Annotated in this window: 23 protein-coding genes; 12 read left to right on the top strand and 11 right to left on the bottom strand. The window is 72.1% G+C overall.

The window, feature by feature from the left end:
* Window positions 1-255: 255 nt before the first annotated feature.
* Window positions 256-1,068, bottom strand: a complete 813-nt coding sequence (locus ACZ48Z_RS21495; protein ID WP_468737457.1) for an RNA-binding S4 domain-containing protein — start codon at window positions 1,066-1,068, stop codon at window positions 256-258.
* Window positions 1,069-1,210: 142 nt separating this feature from the next.
* Between ACZ48Z_RS21495 and ACZ48Z_RS21490 the strand changes: the two genes are divergently transcribed.
* Complete coding sequence (locus ACZ48Z_RS21490) at window positions 1,211-1,915, top strand: uracil-DNA glycosylase (protein ID WP_468737456.1); 705 nt, start codon at window positions 1,211-1,213, stop codon at window positions 1,913-1,915.
* A gap of 74 nt (window positions 1,916-1,989) precedes the next feature.
* Window positions 1,990-2,958, top strand: a complete 969-nt coding sequence (pip, locus tag ACZ48Z_RS21485; RefSeq protein WP_468737455.1) for a prolyl aminopeptidase — start codon at window positions 1,990-1,992, stop codon at window positions 2,956-2,958.
* Here the strand turns inward: pip and ACZ48Z_RS21480 are convergent.
* Window positions 2,955-3,623: a GntR family transcriptional regulator gene (locus tag ACZ48Z_RS21480; protein WP_468737454.1), complete on the bottom strand. Its 669-nt coding sequence runs from the start codon at window positions 3,621-3,623 to the stop codon at window positions 2,955-2,957. The two genes, pip and ACZ48Z_RS21480, sit on opposite strands and share 4 nt — an antisense overlap.
* Window positions 3,624-3,781: 158 nt before the next feature.
* On the opposite strand from ACZ48Z_RS21480, the gene ACZ48Z_RS21475 reads away from it, so the two are divergent.
* The gene (locus tag ACZ48Z_RS21475; RefSeq protein WP_468737453.1) at window positions 3,782-5,254 is read left to right on the top strand and encodes an NCS1 family nucleobase:cation symporter-1; all 1,473 of its coding nucleotides are present in this window, start codon (window positions 3,782-3,784) and stop codon (window positions 5,252-5,254) included.
* Between the two features lie 4 nt (window positions 5,255-5,258).
* Window positions 5,259-5,978: an aspartate/glutamate racemase family protein gene (locus ACZ48Z_RS21470; RefSeq protein ID WP_468737452.1), complete on the top strand. Its 720-nt coding sequence runs from the start codon at window positions 5,259-5,261 to the stop codon at window positions 5,976-5,978.
* 444 nt (window positions 5,979-6,422) lie between these two features.
* On the opposite strand, the gene ACZ48Z_RS21465 is transcribed toward ACZ48Z_RS21470, so the two are convergent.
* The 4 genes from ACZ48Z_RS21465 to ACZ48Z_RS21450 form a co-directional block, all read right to left on the bottom strand.
* Entirely contained in the window at window positions 6,423-6,872 is a 450-nt protein-coding gene (locus ACZ48Z_RS21465; RefSeq protein WP_468737451.1) for a GNAT family N-acetyltransferase, read from the bottom strand.
* Window positions 6,869-7,282, bottom strand: a complete 414-nt coding sequence (locus ACZ48Z_RS21460; protein WP_468737450.1) for a RidA family protein — start codon at window positions 7,280-7,282, stop codon at window positions 6,869-6,871. The genes ACZ48Z_RS21465 and ACZ48Z_RS21460 overlap by 4 nt, the downstream gene beginning before the upstream one ends.
* A gap of 92 nt (window positions 7,283-7,374) precedes the next feature.
* Window positions 7,375-8,298 (bottom strand): GNAT family N-acetyltransferase, encoded by a 924-nt coding sequence (locus ACZ48Z_RS21455; RefSeq protein ID WP_468737449.1) that lies wholly within the window; start codon window positions 8,296-8,298, stop codon window positions 7,375-7,377.
* A gap of 65 nt (window positions 8,299-8,363) precedes the next feature.
* On the bottom strand, window positions 8,364-9,005 hold the full coding sequence (locus tag ACZ48Z_RS21450) for a hypothetical protein (RefSeq protein ID WP_468737448.1): 642 nt from the start codon (window positions 9,003-9,005) through the stop codon (window positions 8,364-8,366).
* Window positions 9,006-9,169: 164 nt separating this feature from the next.
* Here ACZ48Z_RS21450 and ACZ48Z_RS21445 point away from each other — a divergent pair, with 164 nt between their 5' ends.
* Both ACZ48Z_RS21445 and ACZ48Z_RS21440 read left to right on the top strand, forming a co-directional pair.
* Window positions 9,170-9,955, top strand: coding sequence for a nucleotidyltransferase domain-containing protein (locus ACZ48Z_RS21445; protein ID WP_468737447.1), 786 nt, complete (start codon window positions 9,170-9,172; stop codon window positions 9,953-9,955).
* 262 nt (window positions 9,956-10,217) lie between these two features.
* The gene (locus ACZ48Z_RS21440) at window positions 10,218-12,164 is read left to right on the top strand and encodes an FUSC family protein (RefSeq protein ID WP_468737612.1); all 1,947 of its coding nucleotides are present in this window, start codon (window positions 10,218-10,220) and stop codon (window positions 12,162-12,164) included.
* A gap of 20 nt (window positions 12,165-12,184) precedes the next feature.
* Here the strand turns inward: ACZ48Z_RS21440 and ACZ48Z_RS21435 are convergent, their stop codons facing one another.
* Window positions 12,185-13,132, bottom strand: a complete 948-nt coding sequence (locus ACZ48Z_RS21435) for an endonuclease/exonuclease/phosphatase family protein (protein WP_468737446.1) — start codon at window positions 13,130-13,132, stop codon at window positions 12,185-12,187.
* A gap of 158 nt (window positions 13,133-13,290) precedes the next feature.
* Here ACZ48Z_RS21435 and ACZ48Z_RS21430 point away from each other — a divergent pair, with 158 nt between their 5' ends.
* The 4 genes from ACZ48Z_RS21430 to ACZ48Z_RS21415 all read left to right on the top strand — a co-directional run bounded on the left by ACZ48Z_RS21430 (window position 13,291) and on the right by ACZ48Z_RS21415 (window position 16,157).
* Window positions 13,291-14,667 (top strand): amidohydrolase, encoded by a 1,377-nt coding sequence (locus ACZ48Z_RS21430; RefSeq protein ID WP_468737445.1) that lies wholly within the window; start codon window positions 13,291-13,293, stop codon window positions 14,665-14,667.
* 119 nt (window positions 14,668-14,786) lie between these two features.
* A complete protein-coding gene (locus ACZ48Z_RS21425; protein ID WP_468737444.1) occupies window positions 14,787-15,002 on the top strand; it encodes a hypothetical protein in 216 nt (71 codons plus the stop codon).
* A 109-nt stretch (window positions 15,003-15,111) separates the two neighbouring features.
* A complete protein-coding gene (locus tag ACZ48Z_RS21420; protein ID WP_468737443.1) occupies window positions 15,112-15,801 on the top strand; it encodes a DUF899 domain-containing protein in 690 nt (229 codons plus the stop codon).
* A gap of 173 nt (window positions 15,802-15,974) precedes the next feature.
* On the top strand, window positions 15,975-16,157 hold the full coding sequence (locus ACZ48Z_RS21415) for a hypothetical protein (protein WP_328746496.1): 183 nt from the start codon (window positions 15,975-15,977) through the stop codon (window positions 16,155-16,157).
* Window positions 16,158-16,159: 2 nt separating this feature from the next.
* Here the strand turns inward: ACZ48Z_RS21415 and ACZ48Z_RS21410 are convergent, their stop codons facing one another.
* From ACZ48Z_RS21410 to ACZ48Z_RS21400, 3 genes are all read right to left on the bottom strand, one after another.
* On the bottom strand, window positions 16,160-18,103 hold the full coding sequence (locus ACZ48Z_RS21410; protein ID WP_468737442.1) for an ABC transporter ATP-binding protein: 1,944 nt from the start codon (window positions 18,101-18,103) through the stop codon (window positions 16,160-16,162).
* Window positions 18,104-18,283: 180 nt separating this feature from the next.
* Entirely contained in the window at window positions 18,284-18,730 is a 447-nt protein-coding gene (locus ACZ48Z_RS21405; RefSeq protein WP_468737441.1) for a hypothetical protein, read from the bottom strand.
* Window positions 18,721-19,383, bottom strand: coding sequence for an ATP-binding protein (locus ACZ48Z_RS21400; protein WP_468737440.1), 663 nt, complete (start codon window positions 19,381-19,383; stop codon window positions 18,721-18,723). The genes ACZ48Z_RS21405 and ACZ48Z_RS21400 overlap by 10 nt, the downstream gene beginning before the upstream one ends.
* Window positions 19,384-19,638: 255 nt before the next feature.
* Between ACZ48Z_RS21400 and ACZ48Z_RS21395 the strand changes: the two genes are divergently transcribed.
* Both ACZ48Z_RS21395 and ACZ48Z_RS21390 read left to right on the top strand, forming a co-directional pair.
* Window positions 19,639-20,499, top strand: a complete 861-nt coding sequence (locus ACZ48Z_RS21395) for a helix-turn-helix domain-containing protein (protein WP_468737439.1) — start codon at window positions 19,639-19,641, stop codon at window positions 20,497-20,499.
* The gene (locus ACZ48Z_RS21390; RefSeq protein ID WP_328746489.1) at window positions 20,500-20,757 is read left to right on the top strand and encodes a DUF397 domain-containing protein; all 258 of its coding nucleotides are present in this window, start codon (window positions 20,500-20,502) and stop codon (window positions 20,755-20,757) included.
* 322 nt (window positions 20,758-21,079) lie between these two features.
* Here the strand turns inward: ACZ48Z_RS21390 and pdxR are convergent, their stop codons facing one another.
* Window positions 21,080-22,558, bottom strand: coding sequence for a MocR-like pyridoxine biosynthesis transcription factor PdxR (gene pdxR / locus ACZ48Z_RS21385; protein ID WP_468737438.1), 1,479 nt, complete (start codon window positions 22,556-22,558; stop codon window positions 21,080-21,082).
* Window position 22,559: the final 1 nt, after the last annotated feature.

Here is a 22,559-nt window from a genome sequence, read left to right as displayed (position 1 = left end):
ACACACCCACCCACTTTTCTTCCCCCTCCCCCCCCCCCCACCCCCCCCCCTCCCCCCCCCTCCCCCCCCCTCCCCCCCCCCCCCCCCCCTCCCCCCTCCCCCCCCCCCCCCCCCCCCCCCCGTTGCCCGACGCTTGTCGGGGTGTCGGGGTGCCGGGGTGCCGGGGTGCCGGGTGGCGCGGGCAGCCTTAGTGCCGCGCACGATCGTGCTCGGGTGCGGGGCGCCGCCGGGCCGGGCTGCGCTTGGGACGTCGGCTCAGTTCGAGCGTCTGGTTCTGCCCGAGCTTCCGCCCTTGCCAGGGTTCCCCGCCCTGCCCGAGCGCTCGCTCCGGTCCGAGCGGCGTGCTCTGTCGAGGTGTCCGGCCCTGTCCGGGCGGCGGGGTTCGTCCGCGCGGGCGGGGGCGTCCGGGCCGTCGGGACCGGCCGGGGTTTCGGACCCGCCAGGGCTGCTCGGGCCGCCCGGTCCGGCGAAGCGGTTGCGGCGGCTGCCTTCCGTGAGGCCGCGCAGGCGTTCCAGTTCGCGGCGGTCGCGTTTGGTCGGCCGGCCTGCGCCGCGGTCGCGGACACCGGCGGGAGCGAAGGCCTCGCGGGGCGGCGGCGGGGGAGATTTGTCGACGTAGCACTGGGCGGCCACGGGAGCGCCGACCCGCTTGCGGATCAGGTGCTTGACGACGACGATCCGTTCCCGGCCCTCCTGACGGACCCGCACCTCGTCGCCGACGCGCAGGGAATGGGCGGGCTTCACCCGCTCACCGTTCACATGCACATGTCCGCCCCGGCAGGCGGTGGCCCCCGCGGAACGGGTCTTGACCAGCCGCACGGACCAGATCCAGCTGTCGGTGCGCACGCTCTCGCCGTTCTGCGGCCCGGCGGCCTTCGCGGCGGCTACGGCGGCGGCGGTGTCGGGGTCCGGTGCGTCGGGGGCGGCGGTCGCGGGGACCGCCGGGTCCGGGGCGGCGACATCGGTGCCGGGGCCGTCGAGTCCGTCGAGTCCGCCGGGACGATCGGTCGTCGGGTCGGGTCGTCCTGTCCCACCGGTCCCGTTGTCGTCCGTACGTTCCGCAGCCATGCCCTCGACCTTAGTACCCGGGGCCGTGCAGCCCGGGCGGGTTTTTCACCGGCCGCCCCGCCGACGGGCGGCTCGTCCGGCCGGGGGGTCGCGACGGGCCCGGGCGATCACCGCTGTCCGGTCATGGCCGTACCGTGGACCCGTGGATGCCCTCGCTGCTCTCGACCGCCGGATCGCGGACTGCCGTGCCTGTCCGCGTCTGGTCGACTGGCGTGAGGAGGTGGCACGTACCAAGCGGGCCGCCTTCGCCGACTGGACGTACTGGGGGCGCCCGGTCCCCGGATTCGGGCCGCCGGACGCGCGGCTGCTGATCGTCGGGCTCGCGCCGGCCGCGCATGGCGGGAACCGTACGGGGCGGATGTTCACCGGTGACCGTTCCGGGGACGTGCTCTACCAGGCGCTGTACGACATCGGGCTCGCTTCCCAGCCGACCGCCGTGACCGCGGAGGACGGTCTGGAACTGTACGGCGTGCGGATCACCTCGCCCGTGCACTGCGCGCCGCCCGACAACAAGCCGACCCCCGGCGAACGCGACACCTGCCGTCCCTGGCTGGTCCAGGAGCTGAACCTGCTGCGGCCGACCTTGCGTGCCGTGGTCGTGCTCGGCGCCTTCGGCTGGCAGGCCGCGCTGCCCGCGCTCAGCGAGGCGGGCTGGAACGTGCCACGGCCGCGGCCCGCCTTCGCACACGGGACCCGGGTCCCGCTCGACGGCCTCGAACTCTTCGGCTGCTTCCACGTCAGCCAGCGCAACACCTTCACTGGCAAGCTCACGCCCACCATGCTCCGGGACGTGCTGGGTACGGCGGCGGAGGCGGCCGGGGTGCAGGGGCGCGGCGGTACGGCGTGAGGACGGCGCGCGGGACGGCCGTACCGCGGGAAAACGGCGCGACGAGGTCGTCGTACGGCGGTTAGGGTCGCCGGATGCCTCTCTACCCGGAGATCGAACCGTACGACCACGGCATGCTCGATGTCGGTGACGGCAACCGCGTGTACTGGGAGACCTGTGGGAATCCGGACGGCAAGCCGGCGGTCGTGCTGCACGGTGGGCCGGGGTCCGGCTGCACGCCGTGGGCGCGGCGGCTGTTCGACCCGGCCGCGTACCGGATCGTGCTGCTTGACCAGCGTGGCGCCGGGCGGTCGACGCCGCACGCGAGCGTGTACGACACCGACATGAGCGTCAACACGACCCCGCATCTCATCGCGGATCTGGAGCTGCTGCGGCGGCATCTGGGGATCGAGCGGTGGCTGGTGTGGGGCGTGTCGTTCGGGTCGGTGCTCGGGCTGCGGTATGCGCAGACACATCCGGAGGCCGTGACGGAGCTGGTGCTGACGGGGGTCGCGACCGCCGCGACTCCCGAAGTCACCTTGCTGACCAGGAGACTTGGGAAGATCTTCCCAGCGGCGTTCGAGCGGTTCGTCGCAGAGCTGCCGGTCGAGGAGCGGGCCGGGAACCTCCCCGCCGCCTACAACCGGTTGCTGGAGTCGCCCGATCCGGAGGTGCGCGAGCGGGCGGCGCGGGCCTGGACCGACTGGGAGACCGCGATCGAGCCCGCGCCGCCGCGGTCGGTGCCGCGCTACGAGGACCCGGTGTTCCGCCAGGGCTTCGCCCGTACCGTCACCCACTACTGGGGCAACGACCACTTCCTGGGCGAGGGCAACGACGAGGGCGTCGTCCTGCGTGACGCGCCCCTGCTGAAGGACATTCCCGGCACCCTCGTCCAGGGCAGCCTCGACTTCGGCAACCTCCTCGGCACCGTGTGGCGGCTCCATCACGCCTGGCCCGGCAGTGAGTTGACGGTGATCGACGACGGCGGGCACAACGCGGGGGAGCGGGGTGTGGCCGCGATGGTGGCGGCGACGGACAAGTACGCCCGCGTCAGGGCCCGTTAGATCACCTCGGCGTTGTCCTTGAACAACTGCCGTACCGTCGACTCGTAGTTGGTCCGCACGTGCGCCAGGGCGTGCGCGCGGGCCCGGTCCGGGTCGCCGGACGCGATCGCCTCGTACAGGTCCCGGTGTTCGACGAGGAGTTGGGGCCACTCCTCGTTGCGCCGGGTCATCCAGCGCAGCCGTCCGGCAACCGGTTCCAGCGCCTCGATCAGCAGGCTGTTGCGGGCCATGGCCAGGATGCTGTCGTGCAGCCGGCTGTTGACGTCCGTGATCGTTTCCGCGTCGCCCGCCTCGGTCGCGGCCGCCGCCAGGTCGAGGAGCCGCTCCACCTCGGCGAGGTCCTGCGGGGTCGCACGGGCCGCGGCGAGACCTGCCGCGTACACCTCCAGCGCCTCGCGCAACTCGAAGAGCTCCTTGACGTCCTTCGGGGTCAGCCGCCGTACGACCGTGCGGCGCGGGGTCTCGAAGTGGACGAAGCCCTCGGCGACCAGGGCGCGGATCGCCTCACGGACCGGCACCCGGGAGACCCCGAAGCGCTCGGCGAGCTCCCGCTCGACCAGCCGGTCACCCGGGCGCAGTCCGCCCGCGATGATCTCCTGCCGCAGTGTGGCCAGAACACGTTCGCGGACGGCGCCGAGGGGCTCGATCTTCGTCGTGGAGCTCATGGAGCCATCTTCGCCGACTCCCGAGGTGTTTTACGGAGCGTTAACGAACGCGACATCGGACGCACCTCTTGACGGGGGGACCATGTCGGCAGTTTGGTATACCAAAACTGGATACCAGGCGGCCGCCACCCTCCTGTCCCCCTGTCCCTGGAGGCCCTGTGTCCCTCGCCGACCGTGCCGAAGCCACCGGCATCCCAGCGTTCGTCCCCGATCCCCGGCTCACCAACGAAGACCTGGCACCCGCGGGCAAGCGGAACTGGAAGGTCTTCGACCTCTTCGCCATGTGGATGTCCGACGTCCACAACCTGGGCAACTACACCTTCGCGGCCGGCCTGTTGGTCCTCGGCATGAACGTGTGGCAGGTCTTCACGGCCCTGCTGGCCGGATTCGTGATCATCTACATCGGCATGAACTGGATGGGGAGGATCGGCCAGCGCCACGGCGTCCCGTTCCCCGTCATCAGCCGCATCAGCTTCGGCGTGTGGGGCGCCAACATCCCGGCCCTGATCCGGGCCGTGATCGCCATCATGTGGTACGGCATCCAGACCTACCTGGCCTCCGTCGCGGTCAACGTGATGCTGCTGGCCGCCTGGCCCGGACTGGAGTCCTGGACGCACAGCTCCTTCCTCGGCCTCGACGCCCTCGGCTGGGTCTCCTTCCTCTCGCTGTGGCTGATCCAGGCGCTGATCATCAGCCAGGGCATGGAGTCGGTGCGCAAGTTCCAGGACTTCTGCGGTCCCGCGATCTGGCTGGTCATGATCGCGCTGGCGGTCTGGGTACTGGCCAAGGCCGGCTGGAGCATCTCGCTCACCAGCACCCCGCACCCCGTCTCCGTCGGCGAGCAGTGGCGGCAGTGGTTCGGCGCGATCGGCCTGATCCTCGCCACCTACGGCACGCTGATGCTCAACTTCTGCGACTTCTCCCGCTTCGCGCCGGACTACAAGACCGTCCGCCGCGGCAACTTCTGGGGCCTGCCCATCAACTCCACGGCCTTCGTGGTCGTCTCCGTGATCGTCACCGCGGGCTCACTTGAGGTCTGGGGTCAGGCCATCACCGACCCGGCCGAACTCGTCGCCAAGGTCGGCAACACCTGGGTCATGGTGCTGGGCGCGCTCACCTTCGCCGTCGCCACCATGGGCGTCAACATCGTCGCCAACTTCGTCTCACCGGCGTACGACCTCGCCAACGTCTGGCCGCAGAAGATCACCTTCAAGATCGGCGGCATGATCAGCACGGTCGCCGCGCTCGTCGTGACCCCGTGGAACCTCTTCTCCAACCCCACGGTCGTCAACTACTTCCTCGGCGGCCTCGGAGCCTTCCTCGGCCCGCTGTTCGGCGTGATCATGCTCGACTACTACTGGGTCAAGAAGGGCCGCGTGAACGTCGACGAGCTGTTCGACGCCCAGCCCGGCTCCCGCTACTACTACCGCAAGGGCGTCAACCCCAAGGCCCTGTGGGCGTTCCTGCCGGCGGCGGCCGTCGCCGGCGTCCTCGCCCTGGTGAAGACCTTCAGCGACGTGGCCCCGTACTCGTGGTTCATCGGTACGGCGCTCGCGGCCGGGCTGTACGCCCTGCTGTGCCGGAGCGAGGAAGCGGCCGCCCGTGAGATCCCCGAGGCCGTGGAGGTCTGAGAACGTGCGGATCGCCGTCACCAACTGCAACACCACGCAGGAGATGACCGAGGAGATCGTACGAGGTGCCCGGGCCGCCGCAGGCCCGGGCACCGCCGTGCTCGGGCTCACCCCTGAATGGGGACCCGAGTCCGCGGAGGGCTGGCTCGACAGCTACCTCTCCGCGGCGGCGGTCATCGACCTGCTGCGTACATACGAGGGTCCCTCCTACGACGCCGTCGTCATGGCCGGCTTCGGCGAGCACGGACGGGAGGGCGTCCGGGAGCTGGTGGACGTACCGGTCGTCGACATCACCGAGGCCGCCGCCCATCTGGCCTGTCTGCTCGGCCGGCGCTACGGCGTCGTCACCACCCTGGAGCGCTCCTGCGGGCAGATCGAGGACAGCCTGGAACTGGCGGGGGTGGGGCGCAACTGTGCCGCCGTCGTCGGGACGGGACTCGGGGTCCTCGACCTGGGCGACGCCGACCGAACGGAGGCCGCGTTCCTGGCGGCCGCCGAGCGCGCGCGGGAGGCGGGCGCCGAGGTGCTGGTGCTGGGGTGCGCCGGGATGACCGGGCTGCAGCGGACGGTGGGGGAGAAGCTGGGGCTTCCGGTGGTCGACGGGGTGGGGGCGGCGGTCAAGCTGGCGGAGTCACTGGTGGGACTGGGGCTGAGCACCAGCCGGGCGGGCGGCTATGCGAAGCCGGTGCCGAAGGAGCGGGTCTGGCGACCGCGGTCGGGCTGACCGAGGGGACCACGGTGGGGGGGGCATGGCCCGGTCGGCTGCGGGAGGCCCCTGTGGGGATCGCGGTGGGGCTGACCTGGGGAGACCCCTGTGTGTGGGGTTCATTGCCGGGCCGGCTGTGAGGGACTGCCGTGGGGATTGCGGTGGGGCTGACCTGGGGAGACCGTTGTGGGGTCATGGCCGGGTTGGCTGCGGGAGGCCCTGCGGGGATTGCGGTGGGGCTGACCTGGGGAGACCGTTGTGGGGTCATGGCCGGGTCGGCTGCGGGAGGCCCTGCGGGGATTGCGGTGGGGCTGACCTGAGGAGACCGCCGTGGGGATCACGGCCGGGCTGGCTGCGGGGGAGCGCCGTGGGGATCGCGGTCGGGCTGAACCGGGGAGACCGTCGTGGGGATCGCGGGGGCGACCGCGGGCGACCGTCGTTGTCGGGATGGGCTGATCGCTCTCAGGGGCGCCAGACGTACCGCACATCCGGCTCCCGCTCCTCGTTGGCGCTGCCGTCGGTGCGTTCGGCCTCGACGAAGCCGTGACGCTCGTAGAAGCGGTGGGCGGGCTTGTTGACCTGGAACGTCCACAGGGTCAGCCCCCGTGGGCTGCGCTCCTTGGCGAGCGCGACGAAGCGGTCGCCGATGCCGCAGCCACGCCAGTCGGGGTCGAGATACAGCTGGGACAGCAGATCGTCGGCGAGGACCATGAGACCCACGACCTGTTCCTCGGCCACCGCCACCCATGTCTCGCGCGACGGCACCACGACGTCCCGGATATAGGCGCGCACCTCGTCGTCGGCACGGGGCCGTACCACCGTGGGCAGCGCGGCGGCGAAGGAGCGCAGGTAGACGTCGGCCGTGGCGGCGGCGTCGGGCGCGGCGGCCCGCCGGATGACGACCGCGCTCACCGTGCCGCTGCTTCCGGCACCACGGCCGTCGCCGTGATCTCCACCAGCTGGCCCGTGTAGCCGAGGCACGCGACCCCGATCAGCGTCGACGAGTGCGGGCCGGTACTCAGCCCGGACGCCTCGACGACCTCCCACACCCTGGACAGCACCGCGGGCTCGCTGCTCACGACGTGCACATCGGTCGACAGCACATGCTCCAAGTCGCTGCCCACCGCGTGCAGTTGCTCCCGCAGGTTCGCGATCACCTGTTCGGCCTGCCGCGCGGGATCCCCCTCACCGACGAGATTCCCCTTCGCGTCCAGCGGAACGGACCCGGCGAGAAACGCGAGCTTCGTGCCGGCCTCGACGACGGAGGCGTGGGCGTAGGTCGGCGGCGGGAAGAGCGCCGGGGCGGTGACGCGCTGGATCACGTGGGCTCCTGGGGTGAACGGCGGACAACTTTCCGATCATCGGGGGTGTCGGTCGGGACCGCACCCGAATTTCCGCGGCGCACGCGTACGTGTCACAGAGCCGGGAGGCCGCCGCCGTACGGGCTTTCCACCCGCCACCCCCTGTCCCGTGCCTCCTTTTCGAAGTCGCCGATCCGGTGGGCGAGTCCCTCCGGCTCACCGATGTCGCACCAGTGATGTGCCCTTGCCCGCTCCTCCTCCCCTCGCACCAACGGCCGTCCCCGCACCGCCAGATGCAGTGCCAGGGTCGAGAGCGCGTACAGCCGTACGGCATCGAGCCGGTCCGGTGTCCCGCGGTACTCCCCGCGCTCCCGCAGCCACAGCCGGCCGCCCACGCTCCCGGCGACGAGCACCGGAACCGGCGGCCCCTCCTCGCCGGCCACCAGGAACGTCAACTCCCCCTGTCCGCTCTCCTCGACCTCGTACCGAGGCAGGTGCGACAGCCGGGCGAAGCCCAGAGCGTGCTTCCAGGACGTGACCCACAACCCGCGCCGGAGGTAGTAGCGGACGGTCGGCTGCCAGGTCCAGTACGTGTCCAGGCGGTACCCCCGCAGACCTTCGGCGCGGCAGGCGTCGTAGACCAGGTCGAGCACGGCCGAGGCGAGCCCCTGCCTCCGGGCGACCGGATGGACGTAGAGCGAGGTGATGCGCACCGCGCCCACGCCGACCGGCCAGGTGTCGACGGCGACGGTCCCGAGCGGCCCGCCGGCTCGGCTTTCCGGAGAGCGGATCCAGTACCGCGTCCGGAAGTCGTCGGCGCGGTCGTGCGCCCGCCAGGCCGCCCCCAACCGGAGCCGCCACCGCTTCTCGCCGGTCACGGTGAGCGAGTCGGGGTCGACGCATTCGCCGATGGCACCCTCGGCGAGCGAGGCCAGTTCCCAGAGCCCGAACCGGCGGCCCTCGCCGAAGGCCATGGCACACAACTCGGGGCGGGCCGCGAGGCGTTCGTGCACGCGGGCGACCTGATCGTCTCTCATGCGCCCGGAGCGTAGGGAGACACACCGCCGGCCGACGCCCTTCGAGGCCTCACCGGGTGGCTGTGTCATCCCGGCGACGGACCACGCTCCTGTGCACACGACCGGCGTTCGCACTCCTGTGCAAGCTCCGGGTACGTCCGGGCGACGGCCGTGTGGATCCGGCGCCGCAGCAGTTGCTCCGCCGCCGCGCGTCCGGTGCTGCCGGACAGTTCGTCGAGGATGCTGTCGTAGCGAGCCAGCCGATGGCACAGGTAATCGACCTTCCAGCTGTCGGGCGTACCGGACGCGGGCTCCCGGCCCCTGTCCTGACGGTCGCGGTGCTCGACGGCCAGCGCCGTCAGTCTGTCCGGGGCGAGCACCGGCACGTCGATCGGCTCCGCCGCGATCCGGGCGAGCACCTCCCACCGCCTCCGCAACGCCGCGTCCTTCACCGCGGCGGAACGCCGGGCCGCGGCCGCCGAAACAGCCTTGAACTCCTCGCTCCGCTCGACGGCCTCGACTCGCTCGACGCTGTAGAGACGGGTCTGCGGGGCCGTACGGAAATACGGGTTGGCACGCCGCAGATCGGGCTCCCCGAGCAGTCGGCGGATCATGCCGGCGGTCCAGCCGCGGATCCGAAGCCCGGCCGCGGAGACATGGGTGCGGGGGTGCGGTGCCGCCTCCTGGCCACCGCTCTGACCCTCTTGATCCTTCTCGTGCGTCGTCATCAGCGCTTCCCCCATCGTCGTGACTCTGCGTGACGACTTCATTGATAACGCGCGGCACTGACAACGGCCTCGGAGGCCGGGATCGCCGGACCGCCGGCGCGACGGGGGTGAGGCCTCACGGAATTGCGTGGAGGCGGCGGGGCACCACTCCGTACGCTGCGCCCATGCCCACCGCCCTCTCCGACTCCGCATTCCTCGACTCCGTCGCCGACCGCCTCGCGGCCCTCCCCGCCGTCCTGGCCGTGGCCCTCGGCGGCTCACGCGCCCAGGGCACCGAACGGCCGGACAGCGACTGGGACCTGGCCCTCTACTACCGGGGTGACTTCGACCCCGCCGACCTGCGTGGCGTCGGCTGGGAGGGCGAGGTCTCCGAGGTCGGCGGCTGGGGCGGCGGAGTGTTCAACGGGGGTGCCTGGCTGACGGTCGACGGGCGCCGGGTCGACGTCCATTACCGGGATCTCGACGTGGTGGAACGGGAGTTGACGGAGGCGGAGGAGGGGCGGTTCCGGGTGGAGCCCCTGCTGTTCCATCTCGCGGGGATTCCCACCTACTTGATCGTGGCCGAACTCGCGATCAACCGGGTGCTGAGGGGGGCGTTGCCGCGACCACCGGCATACCCGGAGAAGCTCCGTGTCTCCGCGGCCGGCCGCTGGCACGGCACCGCCCAGGCCACCCTCGCCTACGCCAGGGCCAACCACGCCCCGGCCGGCCGCCTCACCGAGACGGTCGGAGCGCTCGCGACGGCCGCCGTGCAGACGGGGCACTCGGTGCTGGCGGCGCGAGGGGAGTGGGTGACCAACGAGAAGCGGCTGCTGGAACGGGCCGGACTTCGACCCATGGACGGGATCATCGAGGCTGTGCGGCCGAACCCGGAACTCCTGCTCCGGGCAATCGCCGAGGGCGAGGAACTTTTTTCGGCCGCCCGGTCCTCGGTCCCGGGCGCGGTCTGACAGGAGCGCCCGATGCTGTGGTCTGCGGGACGCGGAGCCATTGCGTTCATAAAGAACGTGGCCTCTGCATACATCGTCACACGCGGGTAACACAAGTGTCCCGGGCTCTCCAAGGACACGGCCTACCGTGGAGACCACAGCCCGCAACCGCCCGGCCACCGTCGCCCGAAGGCACACCCCCGCCTCCCCCGACGACAGGAGCCCCGTGTCACTCGCCGTACCGCCCTGGCTCGCTCACGCACTCCGTGCTCAGCGCGGGCCGATTCCGTGGAACGCCGTGGTGCGGGGTGTGTTGTCCGCCGGGCCCCTCCTGCTCGTCGCCGTGCTCGCCGACCGGACCTCCCTCGGTGTCGTCGCCGCCATCGCCGCCATGCTCGCCGGGATCAACGACCGGCCCGGGAGCCGACGCGTCTCCGTCAAGAGGATCGGGGTGCCCGCGCTCGCGGGGGCGGTCGGGATGGTCGTCGGGACGTACGCGGGGGAGCACGTGGGGGCCGTGACCCTCACGGTTGCGTTCACCCTCGTCGGACTCGTCGCCGGCGGCATCAGTGCCGTCGGGCCCGTCGCGTCCGGGGCCGGTACGCAGCTGCTCGTCGCCTCCGCGATCGGGGCCGGGATGCCGTTGCCGGAGGACGGCCGGCTGCGGGCGGTCGTCTATCTCGGCGGGGCCTGCTGGCTGCTCGGGCTGCGGCTCGCGCTGCCGACCCCCGGCGCGATCGCCGGGGACTTCCGGTTCGACGGGGAGCGCGCAGCCGTCGCGGCGGTGTACGAGGCCGTCGCCGAACTCCTCGACGCCGTGGGGAGCGACCAGGCCACCGTCCGCCGCGTCGCACTCACCGCCGCCCTCGACCACGCCCAGGACGCGCTCGCCGGACCCAGGCTGCGGCGGTACGCCAGTTCCTCCGCCGAGCGGCGGCTGCACGCGCAGTACGCCGCGGCGCTGCCCCTGGCCGAGGCCGCCACCGCGCTCGCCTGGACCGGCGAGGCGGTGCCCGGACGGACCTCCGCGGCGCCCCGGCGGCTCGCCGTCGCCGTACGGGAGAACGGGCACACCGGGCCGTTGCCCGCGCCCACCCGGTCGGCACCCGCGCTGCGCGCGCTCGACGACGCGCTGCTGCGGGCCGCCGAGGCCTTCGACCGGGGCCGGGGCGGCGATCTGCACACGCGCCGGCTCACCCTCCGCGCCCTGCTGCGGTCCGTCTTCGGGGCCGGCGGGCGGGAGTACGGGCTGCGGGTCGCCCTGTGCTTCGGGGCCAGCGTCGCCGTCGCGCAGGCGCTGCACCACTCCCACTGGTACGGGGAGCACCAGCACTGGTACTGGCTGCCCGCCACCACCGTCTTCCTCGTCAAGCCCGACCTCGGGCCGCTCGTCTCCAGGGTGCTGTGCCGGGCGGCGGGGACCGTGCTGGGGGCGCTGGTCTTCGCCGGGTTCGCGCTCGTGCTGCCGCGGCCCGAGGGGCTCATCGCGCTCGTCGCCGTCTGCGGGGCGCTCATTCCCGTGGCCACCCGGCACTTCGCCGCGCAGACCGCCGTCGTCACGGTCCTCGTCCTGGCGCTCGTGATGGTCGGCGGCGAGCCGCAGGCCTCCGCCGGCCGGATCACGGAGACCCTGCTCGCCTGCGCGATCGTGCTGATCGTGGGGCATCTGCCGATGCCGGGCCAGCGGGGCGGGGCAGTGCGGTCCCGGCTGTCCGCGGCGGGCGCGGCCGCGCAGGCGTACCTCGCGCACGTCCTGCGCGAGACCGGCGCCGAAGACGTCGTAGCGCTGCGGGAGACCAGTGCCGAAGACCCCGGTGCCCTGCGGGAGACCAGTGCCGAAGATCCCGGTGCGCTGCGGGACACCGGCGCCGAAGACTCCGGAGCCCTGCGGGACATCGGCGCCCAGGACTCCCGTGCCCGGCGCTGGACCCTGCGCCGTGAGGCCTACCGCGCGGTCGCCGAGGCCCGGACCGCCATCGCCCTCGCCGCCGCCGAACTCCCCGCGCTCGCACGGCACTCGGAGGGCGCCGACGAGATCGTCGCCGTCCTCGAACGGCTCGTCGACACGACCACCGCGTGCGCGGTCCACCTCGACGACTCCGGGAGTCTCACCCCCCGGCACATCCGGCGGCTCACCGAACTCCTCGACGAACTCGGCGAACTCGACCGGCCCGCCGAAGGGGCCGCACGCGTGGCGGTCCGGCTGCCCCAACTGCCGCTCGCCGGTTAGGAGTCACACCCGGACGGGAGTCACGTGCGCACCCACACCGGCGCGTGATCCGAGCCCGCCGCGTCCCGACGCGCCGACGGATCCGCGCCCACCGACGGCAGCCGCATCGCGTCCCCGCCAGGCAGCCCCGTGCCCGCCTCCCGCACCCGGTGCACCAGACGGTGGCTGCACAGGATGTGGTCGATCAGCTCGCGGCGCCCGGAGTTGACGCGGGAGAAGCGCTGCTCGGCGGGGATCAGCGGGGCCGTGTCCCACAGCCGGACCGCGTCGCCCTTGTCGGGCATCCGGTAGCCGGCGGTACCGATCTCGGAGCCGGGCGGCCCGAGCAGGATCTGGGTGGTCGCGGCCTGCACCTCGTCGTTCAGGTCGCCGAGCACCATCACGTCCCGCTCGCGGCCGTCACCGTCGAGCAGTACGTCGGCCAGCGCCCGCAGCGCCGTCGCCTCCGCCGCCCGGCGATACAGTGCGTACGCCCCGTAGCGCGCCCGTTCGCCCTCGTCACGCGGCTGGAAGCGGCCTCCCGGGTAGGACAGCAGTTTCGACTTCAGGTGGGCCACCGCCACCCGCAGCGGTCCGCGGTCGGTCTGCGTCTCCACGGCCAGGAACCCGCGGCCCGACTCCGCCACCGTCGCGCCCCCGTCGTCCCCCTGCACGGGGTGCAGCTTCGGCGGGAACGCGGTGGTGTCGGCCAGCACCTCGAACGGCGTACGGCAGATCACGCCCACCCGTATGCCCCTGCCGTCCGGATGCCGCGAGGTCGCGACAGTCCAGCCGCCGTCCAGCAGGCCGACCAGGTCCCCCAGCGCCTCGGGTTCGCCGACCTCCTGCACGGCCAGCAGCGTCGGGTCGAGCGCGGTGACCGCGGCGGCGAGAGCGGCGAGCTTCGCCTCGTAGGCGGCCTTGTCCTCCGGGCCGTACTGGCCGCCGGGACGGTACAGGTTCTCCAGGTTCCAGGTGCCGAGGAGCATGCCGGGCTCCTTTCAGAAGCCGGTACGTCGGCCTCGGAAGCCGTTGTCTCCGAAGCCGTGATGCCCAGGGTGCCGGGCCGGGCGGGGCGCGAACAGAGGCCCGACCGGATGCGCGGTCCGGCTCACACGCAGCGCCCATGACGTCGTACGTTGGCGTGATGACCGCCTCTCCTACCGCCTCTGCCGCCGACGTTCCCGCCTCACTCATCATCTCCGGATGCACCGTCCTCGTGCACGACGATCAAGAGCGGATCGGGTTCGAGGAGGACGCGGCCGTCGTCGTACGGGACGGGATCGTGGAGTCGGTGACGAGCGCCGACGCCGTACGGGACCTGCCCGCAGTCGAGCGGATCGACGCCCGGGGCCAGGTCGCGATGCCGGGGCTCGTCAACTGCCACACCCACGCGCCCATGGTCACGCTGCGCGGAGTCGCCGAGGACCTGCCGACCGAGGAGTGGTTCAACGACGTCGTCTGGCCCATCGAGTCCAACCTCACCGCGAGAGACGTGGAGTTGGGGGCACGGCTGGCCTGCGCGGAGATGATCCGGGGCGGTGTCACCTGCTTCGCCGACCACTACTTCTCGATGGACACCGTCGCCGCCGTCGTCGAGGAGTGCGGGATCCGGGCCCACCTCGGCGAGGCCTACTTCTCCTCACAGGGGCCCCAAGGGCGGGAGAAATCCCTGGAGTTCGCGCTACGGCACCGCGGGGGCGCCGGTGGCCGCATCACCACCGCCCTCGCCCCGCACGCGCCCTACACCGTCGACGACGCCGACCTCGCCGCGACCGCCGGCCTCGCCCACGAGCACGGTCTCCCCGTCCACCTCCACGCCGCCGAGAACCGCGACCAGGCCGAGACGAGCCTCGCCCGGCACGGCGTCACACCCATCGAGGTGCTGCGGCGCACCGGGATCCTCGACACGGACGTCCTGATCGCGCACGGCAGCGGCATCCTCGACCGCGATCTGCCGGTCCTCGCGAACGCCGCGGGACGCACGGCCGTCGCCACCGCTCCCCGCGGCTACCTCAAGTTCGCCTGGCCCACCACCACCCCCGTCCGCGCCCTGTACGACATCGGCGTCCCCGTCGGACTCGCCACGGACGGCGCCGCCTCCAACAACTCCCTCGACGTGTGGGAGTCGATGGCGCTCACCGCGCTCCTCCAGAAGTCGACGACCGGCGACCCACGCTGGCTGACGGCCCGCCAGGCCCTGCACCACGCGGGCCCCCAGAGTGCCCGCGCGGTCGGCCTCGGTGACGTCGTCGGCACCCTCGCGGCAGGCCGGCGCGCCGACATCATCCTGGTCGACCTCACCGGCCCGCACACCCAGCCCGTCCACGACCTCGCCGCCACCCTCGTCCACAGCGCCCGCTCCTGCGACGTCCGCACGACGATCGTCGACGGCCGCGTCCTGATGCGGGACCGGGAGTTGCTGACCCTCGATGTGGCAGCCGTCGTAAGGGAGTTGGGGGAGCGGATGCCCGCGCTGCTCGACCGGAGCCATGGCAGGCGGATCCAGGACTACAAGACCTGAAATCCGGTCGCGGAGAAGTACTTTGACGCCAACCACCGGTGAACGGACGGGCGCGTCAGGTGGATTCACGCTACACATGAAGGCCGGGACACACCTGTCTGAGGGGGAGGGCCGGCCGGGTGGAGCTGACGATCGACGTCGCGGTACTGCTCGCTGTCATCATCGTGCTGAGGCTGCGTCGAACAACGCATTCGCGCAGCCGCAACGACGAGAAACTGACCGTGATCATCGTGCTGGTCTTCGGCATCCTGATCGCTCCGACCGCCTTCGGGCACGGCGTCGCCGACGTGGTCGGCCAACTTGCCCAAGGGGTCACGCGGGCGGACGGTCCATGACCCCGGGGCCCTGGACCGGCGCCGGTGGAAAGAATCTCCCGCGCCGCCGATGAGTTCCGCCCCGTCCGACGGTCACCACCCCGAACGGACCGTTGTACAGGAGGGGCCCATGTCGCTTCCGGAGATCGTCTCGCGGGACGAATGGCGCGCGGCACGCGCGGAGTTGCTGGTCAGGGAGAAGGCGGCCACGCGGGCGCGGGACGCGCTCAACGCCGAGCGGCGCAGGCTGCCCATGGTCGAGGTCAAGGAGGAGTACCTCTTCGAGGGCGGCGACGGCAAGGCCACGCTGCTGGAACTCTTCGAGGGGCGCGGCCAGCTCGTCGTCCAACACTTCATGTTCGCGCCCGAGTGGGACGCGGGGTGCCGCGGCTGTTCCGCCTTTCTCGACCAGATCGGACATCTGGCCCATCTGTGGGCACGGGGGACGACGTTCGCGGCCGTGTCGAGAGCGCCGTACACCAAGATCCTGCCGTTCAAGGCGCGGATGGGCTGGACGGTGCCCTGGTACTCGTCGAACGGCGCCGACTTCAACCTCGACTTCGAGGCCACCCTGGAGATCGACGGGGAGTTGGCGGAGCGGCCCGGCGTCAGCTGCTTCCTGCGCGACCGTGACCGCGTCTTCCACACCTACTCGACCTATGAACGCGGCCTGGACGGGCTCGGCTCGACCACCGGCTTCCTCGATCTCACCGCGCTGGGACGGCAGGAGGAGTGGGAGGAACCCAGGGGGCGCGCGTCCGCTCTCGGGGCGCCTGCGGGCGCCGTACGCACCCGATATCACGACGAGTACGAGGACTGACACGGAAAGTGATAACAGCTGTCGTACGGTGACAGGATCCTCACACTCCGGGGTGAACCCGTGTCAACTACGTCTCAGTACGGCAACTCAGCGACGCCAACGGGCCCTGGAAGGCGTTAACTCCTACAAGTGCTCCTACGGGTGAGTACAACGCTTTCTGGAGGTGCAGGGTGGTGAACGGGCGAACAGTGCTCGAACGCTTTCCCGCTGGCGGGCCGCGAGGATCGTGGCCGGCGGAGGAGTTCGCGCACGCGAGGCGACTCGAGGGAATGGCGGCCGAGGTCGTCATGGACCTCGCCACGGACATGTTCCTGGTGATCGTCCCGGGTGCGGAGGCGGCCGACGCCGTCGCATGAGGTCAGCCCGCCTCCTTGGCGGGCACCTTTGCCGTGAACTGCTCGGCCTGGAGCGAGTACAGCTCCGCGTAGACACCACCGGAGGCCAGGAGCTCGTCGGGCGTGCCCGACTCCACGAGCCGGCCCTGCTCCAGCACGTGCACCAGGTCCGCGTGACGCACGGACGCCAGCCGGTGCGTGATCAGGACGACCGTCTGACCGGTACCGGCCAGGGCGCGGATCTTCTCGAAGACCTCCAGTTCGGCCCGCGCGTCCAGGGCTGCCGTCGGCTCGTCCACGATCAGGATGTGCCCGCGCCGGTAGGCGGCCCGGGCGATGCCGAGCCGCTGCCACTGCCCGCCCGACAGCTCGTGCCCGCCGCTGAAGTTGCGGGCCAGCAGCGTGTCCAGGCCGCGCGGCAGATCCTCCAGCACCTCGCCGGCCCCGGCCTCCGCGACCGCGCCGCACACCCGCTCGTCGGTGAGCGGCACGGAGGAGCGGCCCACCGCCACATTGACGCGGGCGGTGAACGGCCACCGTTTGAAGTCCTGGGCGACCATCGCGACCCGCTCGGCGAGCAGCTTCCGGTCGGCGTGTGCCGCGTCCACGTCGTCCCACAGGATCCGCCCTCCGCCGGGCGCGTACAGGCCCGCGAGCAGTTTCACCAGGGTGGTCTTGCCGGAGCCGTTCTCCCCGACCAGAGCGACGATCTTGCCGAGCGGCAGGGTGAGCGAGACGTCGTCGAGCGCGGGGCGGGTCGCGTCGCCCGGGTAGGTGAAGGTGACGTGCTCGAAACGGATCTCGCGCGGATCGTCCGGCAGTGCCGCGCCGCCCGCCGGGATCGCCCACTGGGCCGCCTCCGCGTAGAGCCGCTGGAGGTCGCCGACGAACAGGGCCTCCTCGTGCAGCGCGTTCATCTCGATGACCAGGGTGTTCAGGCTCTGTGAGCCGGTGCGCACGGCGATCACGGCCGTACCGGCCACCGACAGCGCCATCGCGCCCGCCAGCAGCAGACCGCCCAGGGTCGCGTACGTGGCCACCGTCGCCAGGCCCGTCCAGGCCGCCGCGATCAGCCCCGTACGGGCCGCGAGCCGGGCCAGCCGGGCCTGCTCCGTCTCCGCTGTCTCCGCCATCGCGCGGTAGTGCCGGAGCAGGAACGGGCCCACCCCGTGGACCCGGATCTCCGGCGCCGCCTCCGGCTCGATCAGCAGGGCGCCGAGCAGCCGGCCCGCCCGCACGTGCTGCACCCAGGTGTGGAACGACTCGTACTGGCGGCGCGCTATCGTCAGCGCGCCCCAGCCGCTCGGGATCGTCATCGTGACCAGCAGCGGCAGCAGCGCCGGGTGCAGCACGGTCAGCACGCCCGCCGCCGTGATCAGCGAGATCATCGCGTTCACCACACGCGTCGCGAACGAGATCATCCGGCGGGCCGAGGCGGCGCCGTACTGCGCGGTGTCCAGCAGCTTGTGGAAGGCGTGGTCCTCGATCGCGGCCAGCTCGACAGTCGCCGCCCGCTCCAGATACCGCTCGGTCGCCACCCGCTCCACCTTGGGCTCCAGGCGGCCGGTGGCATGCGTCGACACGGCCCGCAGCAGCGCTCCGACCAGCATCACGGCGGCCATGGTGACCAGTGCGGGCGCGGCACCTCGCAGCCGGTCCTCCAGCGGACCCCCGCCGATCAGCCGCCCCAGCACGATGTTGACCGCTAGCAGACTCACCGCCTGGGTGAGTCCCCTGCTCACCTCGGCGGCCAGCACGGTCCGCGCGGCCCGCCGGTCCGCCTGCCAGGCCAGCCGGAAGCTCGCCGACAGCAGCGAGGGCAGCCGCGCCACCATGGCCCGGAACCCCAACTCCATGAACGCGTCGGAGTGCGAGTTCCACCCGCCGTCGTACCGCAGCGGCCCCCCGAAGAGCAGTCGCTCCGACTCGGAGACCCCGGGCTGTTCGGTGCCACGCCGTTTCCCCACCGCGGACCTCCCCCGATCGTGAACGGGGCAACTATGGCGGGGTCGGCTGCATCGGGGGAGGGCGCAGAGGGAAGTGCGGTGAGAGCGCGGGCGCACACCTCGGGGTGGGGATGACGGCCGCCCTGGAGGCGCGGGATCCGTGCGACCGGCCCGGACCGGCCTCGGACCGGCCCCGGCGACTCAGCCTGCTGAGCTGACCGGCCGGGACCAGCTGGGGGTCGTACCCGTCAGCCGGCACAACGCCAAGTACAGCGGTATCGGCGGCGTGTACGGCAACGTCCCCTCCGGCCGGTGCACGAGGTCGGGTACCACCGGGGCGTCCGGAACGACCGCCCCGGTGGCGTACTGGGCAGGCGCGGGCCAGTCGAGCGCGTAGTCGGAGTCCGCGGGGACCAGCCACCACCAGTGCGTGTCATCGGCGTACACGCACCCGACCCGCGGCAGCCGCGGCACCAGCTGCTGCCCCAGCAGCGCCGGCATCCGCACCGCGTCGCAGCCCAGCGGTACCGTCATCCCCTCCGGCACGGCCAGCTTCCGCGGTGTCCCCGGCGCGTCCAGCCCACGTCTGAGGCGGACCAGCGTGTCCAGGGTCAGCACCTGGCCGCCGGATCCGCTCCTTACGCCCATGCGCTCGCGTCCCCCGTCCCGTGATCCCGCGCTTCCCCGTCGGGTGCCGCTCTGTGATGCTCCTCGGCGTCGTCGCCCTGGCCCGGCTCCCCGGAGGGAACCGGCTTCGGGCGGGCTCCCCAGCCCAGGTCGTTACGTGGTCCGGCGTCGGCGAGGGGCTCGTCCGACTTGCGCGGCAGCTCCGCCCAGACGAGCAGACCGGGGCCGTGCTCATGGGCTCCCCACGCGTGACAGAGGGAGTCGACGAGGAGCAGTCCCCGCCCGTGCTCCTCGTCGCCACGCTGCGGGGACGGGTGGGGCTCACCCGGCGCGCAGCCCTCGTCACGTACGGCTATTCGCACCAGGTCGTCATCGTCGTGCAGCTCGCAGACCACACGACTGCTCGCGGTGTGCACGATGGCGTTGGTGACCAGCTCGGAGACGACCAGGGCGGCCGAGTCGCAGGTGTCCTCGCAGACCGACCAGTGGGTCAGTCTCGCCCTCGTCAGGCGTCTGGCCTGCGCGGGGGAACCCGGATGCGCGGCCAGCTCGAAACGGAACCGGCGCCGGGCAGCGGCCCTCTCGGGCCCCACTCCCGCGGCGGCACCGAGACCCTGGGGACGGTCCGCGGCGGCGTCTGTTCCTAAGGGCGGGGACGGAATCACGCTTGCCACTATCGCCCCGTCGTGAACACTTGGCAAGTGTCACTCTGAAAAATGCAGAGTGCCGTGTGACGCGGTGAGGGGCCGTGGCACACTGCTCGCAACAGCATCTTGAGCGGCGCCAGTTGGGATCACCGGAGATCCGTACGCATCCTCTTCGTATTCGTACAAATCTTCGAATCAGGTCTTCGAATGGCGCCGCTGGGCTGTCAGCATGCATGTGGCTGTGCCGTGTGGCCCCCGTACGCGACTTCGTGGAGGTGGAGCGTGAGTGAACCGCGGTCCGCGCCGACCGTCGGCCAGGTCGTCCTCGGCCGGCGCCTGCTGGACCTGCGGGAACGCGCCGGGCTCAAGCGCGAGGAAGCCGCCCGCGTGCTCCGCGTCGCGCCTGCCACCGTCCGCCGGATGGAGATGGCCGAGGTCGGACTCAAGATCCCCTACCTCCAGCTCCTGCTGAAGGCCTACGGCGTCGGCGACCAGGAGGCCGAGGACTTCGTCCAGCTCGCCGAGGACGCCAACCGCCCCGGCTGGTGGCAGCGCTTCCACGACGTGCTGCCCGGCTGGTTCTCGATGCACGTCAGCCTGGAGGGCGCGGCCGCGCTCATCCGCGAGTACGAACCGCACTTCGTGCCCGGTCTGCTCCAGACCGAGGACTACGCGCGTGGTGTCCTGCGCTCGGGCGCCATCGGCCAGACCAGCCCCGAGGACATCGAGCGCCATGTCGCCCTGCGCATGGAACGCCAGGGACTGCTCACCCGTCACGACGCGCCCCGGTTGTGGGTCGTCATGGACGAGACAGTGCTGCGCCGCCCTGTCGGCGGCCCGGAGGTGATGCGCGCCCAGATCGACAAACTGCTCGAGGCTACGAAGCTGCCCAACGTGACGCTCCAGGTCGCCCCGTTCGCCAACGGGCCGCACCCCGGCACGTACGGGCCCTTCGTGCTCTTCCGATTCGCCGTGCCCGAACTTCCGGACATGGTCTACAGCGAGTACCTGACCGGCGCGATCTACCTGGACGCGCGAGTCGAGGTGGCGACCCACCTCGAGGTCATGGACCGCATGGCGGCGCAGGCCGCTACAGCACATCGCACGAAGGAGATCCTCCGGGATCTCCGCAAGGAGTTGTGAATGAACCGCATCAAGTCGCCGCGCATGTCCGTCTACAACGGGATGCCCGCCCGGGAGCTGGGGAGCGAAGGCTGGCACAAGCCCTGGAGCGGAGGCAACGGCGGCAACTGCCTGGAGGCGATGAAGCTCGCCGACGGCCGGATCGCCGTCCGCCAGTCCACCGACCCGGACGGACCGGCGCTGATCTACACCACCGACGAGATGACCGCGTTCATCGAGGGCGCGAAGGCGGGGGTGGCCGACTTCCTGCTGTCGTGACGTGATGGTCCGACGCTCGCTCGACCTCTGTTCCTTTCTTGGTGATGAATTGACAGGCGCTTGATTAATGGTTGAGATCCACACCCCCAGCTCCACCCTGCACGGATGGACGACCGGTACCGGGTGAGCTGAACTCGCCCTCGGCCTCGGCCCGCGCATGCCGGTGACGGCGCGTGGGCCGACGGCGTTTTCTCGCACCGCACCGCACCGCACCGGTGGGCGGGCGGGCGGTGGCAGGGCGGCGGGTCCGCGTCAGACCGGCGAGGCCCGCGACACCGACACCGACGGAGGGTGACGTGTACGGCGGTGCCGGCACCGGAACCTACGCCTCACCCGGCGGCAACGCCCCGCACAGCGCTTCCAGCGCAGCGCCGTACGCGTGCTCGGAAGGCGTCGCGTACCCCACGACCAGACCGTCGCGAGCCGGCATGTCGGTGTCCGGGTGGCGGAACTCCGCGAGCCCGTCGAGGGCGACGCCCTGCCAGACGGCGGCCTTGACGGCGGACCGTTCGGTGCCCGGCGGCAGGCGCAGCACCGCGTGCAGCCCGGCCGCGACCCCGTCGGCCCCGATGTGCGGCGCGTGCTCGGCCAGTGCGGCGACGAGCCGGTCCCGGCGGCCGCGGTACCGCTGCCGCATCCGCCGCACATGACGGTCGTAGGCCCCGGAGACGATGAGGTCGGCGAGGGCCAGCTGGTCGGGGATGCTCGCCCAGGCCTCCCGCTCGCCCTTGGCCGCCAGGACGTCACCGACGTAGCGCTCCGGCAGCACCATCCAGCCCAGCCGCACCGCGGGCGACAGGCTCTTGCTGACCGAGCCGATGAGGATCACCCGCTCGGGGTCGAGGCTCTGCAGGGCGCCGACGGGCTTGCGGTCGTAGCGGAACTCCCCGTCGTAGTCGTCCTCCAGCACCACCCCGCCACGCGCGCGTGCCCAGTCGACCACCGCCGCCCGCCGCTCGGCGTGCAGCGGACCGCCGGTGGGGAACTGGTGTGCGGGCGTGAGCAGTACGGCCCGCTCCCGTCCCAGCCGGTCGACCTGTGCGCCGTGTTCGTCGAGGGGGAGCGGCACGGTCCGTACGCCCTCGGCCGCGAGCAGCTCCCGGTGGAAGGGGAGTCCGTACGCCTCCACGGCCAGCGGACCGCGCAGGACCGATCCGGCCGGTCCGGCCGATCCGACTGATCCGACCGGTCCGCCTCTGCCGAAGAGCAGCCGCAGTGCGTGCGCGAACCCGGAGCAGACGACGATCCGCTCCGGCTCCGTCCGCACGCCACGCGCGCGTGCGAGGTACTCGGCGAGGGCCGCCCTCAGTTCGGGGCGTCCGGCGGGGTCACCCGGGCCGAAGACCTCGTTGGGGGCCCGGTGCAGGGCCCGGCGGTAGGAGGCGAGCCAGGCGGTCCGGGGGAAGCCGGAGGCGTCCGGCGTGCCCTGACGCAGGTCGTGGCGCGGGCCACGCGCGCGTGCGGGCGCCTTCGGAGGTGGGGACGCCTTCCGGGGTGCGGACACGGCGGGGCGGAGCGGCTCGGTCCGCTCGGCGACCCGGGTGCCCGAACCCTGGCGGGCGGTCAGCCAGCCCTCCGCGACGAGTTCGGCGTAGGCGTCGGCGACCGTGTTGCGGGCCACGCCGAGGTCGACGGCGAGCGAGCGGTACGGCGGCAGCCGGGTGCCGGGAGCCAGCCGCCCACTGCGTACGGCCTCACGCAGGGCCCGGATCAGCGCGGCGCGCCGACTCCCGGGCGCGGAGAGCTCAAGGTGCAGGTCGGAGCCGATCCGCTCCGCGTAATTGACCCATGATTCCGCCATG

This window comes from Streptomyces sp. NPDC031225 (genome assembly GCF_055570355.1).
This window is presented reverse-complemented; position numbering and strand designations above follow the sequence as displayed.

What these genes read in the sequence shown, in the direction of transcription:
- ACZ48Z_RS21495 (WP_468737457.1), bottom strand. Translation starts at nt 1,068, where the DNA reads ATGGCTGCGGAACGTACGGACGACAACGGGACCGGTGGGACAGGACGA.
- pip (WP_468737455.1), top strand. Translation starts at nt 1,990, where the DNA reads ATGCCTCTCTACCCGGAGATCGAACCGTACGACCACGGCATGCTCGAT.
- ACZ48Z_RS21480 (WP_468737454.1), bottom strand. Translation starts at nt 3,623, where the DNA reads ATGAGCTCCACGACGAAGATCGAGCCCCTCGGCGCCGTCCGCGAACGT.
- ACZ48Z_RS21455 (WP_468737449.1), bottom strand. Translation starts at nt 8,298, where the DNA reads ATGAGAGACGATCAGGTCGCCCGCGTGCACGAACGCCTCGCGGCCCGC.
- ACZ48Z_RS21450 (WP_468737448.1), bottom strand. Translation starts at nt 9,005, where the DNA reads ATGACGACGCACGAGAAGGATCAAGAGGGTCAGAGCGGTGGCCAGGAG.
- ACZ48Z_RS21445 (WP_468737447.1), top strand. Translation starts at nt 9,170, where the DNA reads ATGCCCACCGCCCTCTCCGACTCCGCATTCCTCGACTCCGTCGCCGAC.
- ACZ48Z_RS21435 (WP_468737446.1), bottom strand. Translation starts at nt 13,132, where the DNA reads ATGCTCCTCGGCACCTGGAACCTGGAGAACCTGTACCGTCCCGGCGGC.
- ACZ48Z_RS21430 (WP_468737445.1), top strand. Translation starts at nt 13,291, where the DNA reads ATGACCGCCTCTCCTACCGCCTCTGCCGCCGACGTTCCCGCCTCACTC.
- ACZ48Z_RS21420 (WP_468737443.1), top strand. Translation starts at nt 15,112, where the DNA reads ATGTCGCTTCCGGAGATCGTCTCGCGGGACGAATGGCGCGCGGCACGC.
- ACZ48Z_RS21405 (WP_468737441.1), bottom strand. Translation starts at nt 18,730, where the DNA reads ATGGGCGTAAGGAGCGGATCCGGCGGCCAGGTGCTGACCCTGGACACG.
- ACZ48Z_RS21390 (WP_328746489.1), top strand. Translation starts at nt 20,500, where the DNA reads ATGAACCGCATCAAGTCGCCGCGCATGTCCGTCTACAACGGGATGCCC.
- pdxR (WP_468737438.1), bottom strand. Translation starts at nt 22,558, where the DNA reads ATGGCGGAATCATGGGTCAATTACGCGGAGCGGATCGGCTCCGACCTG.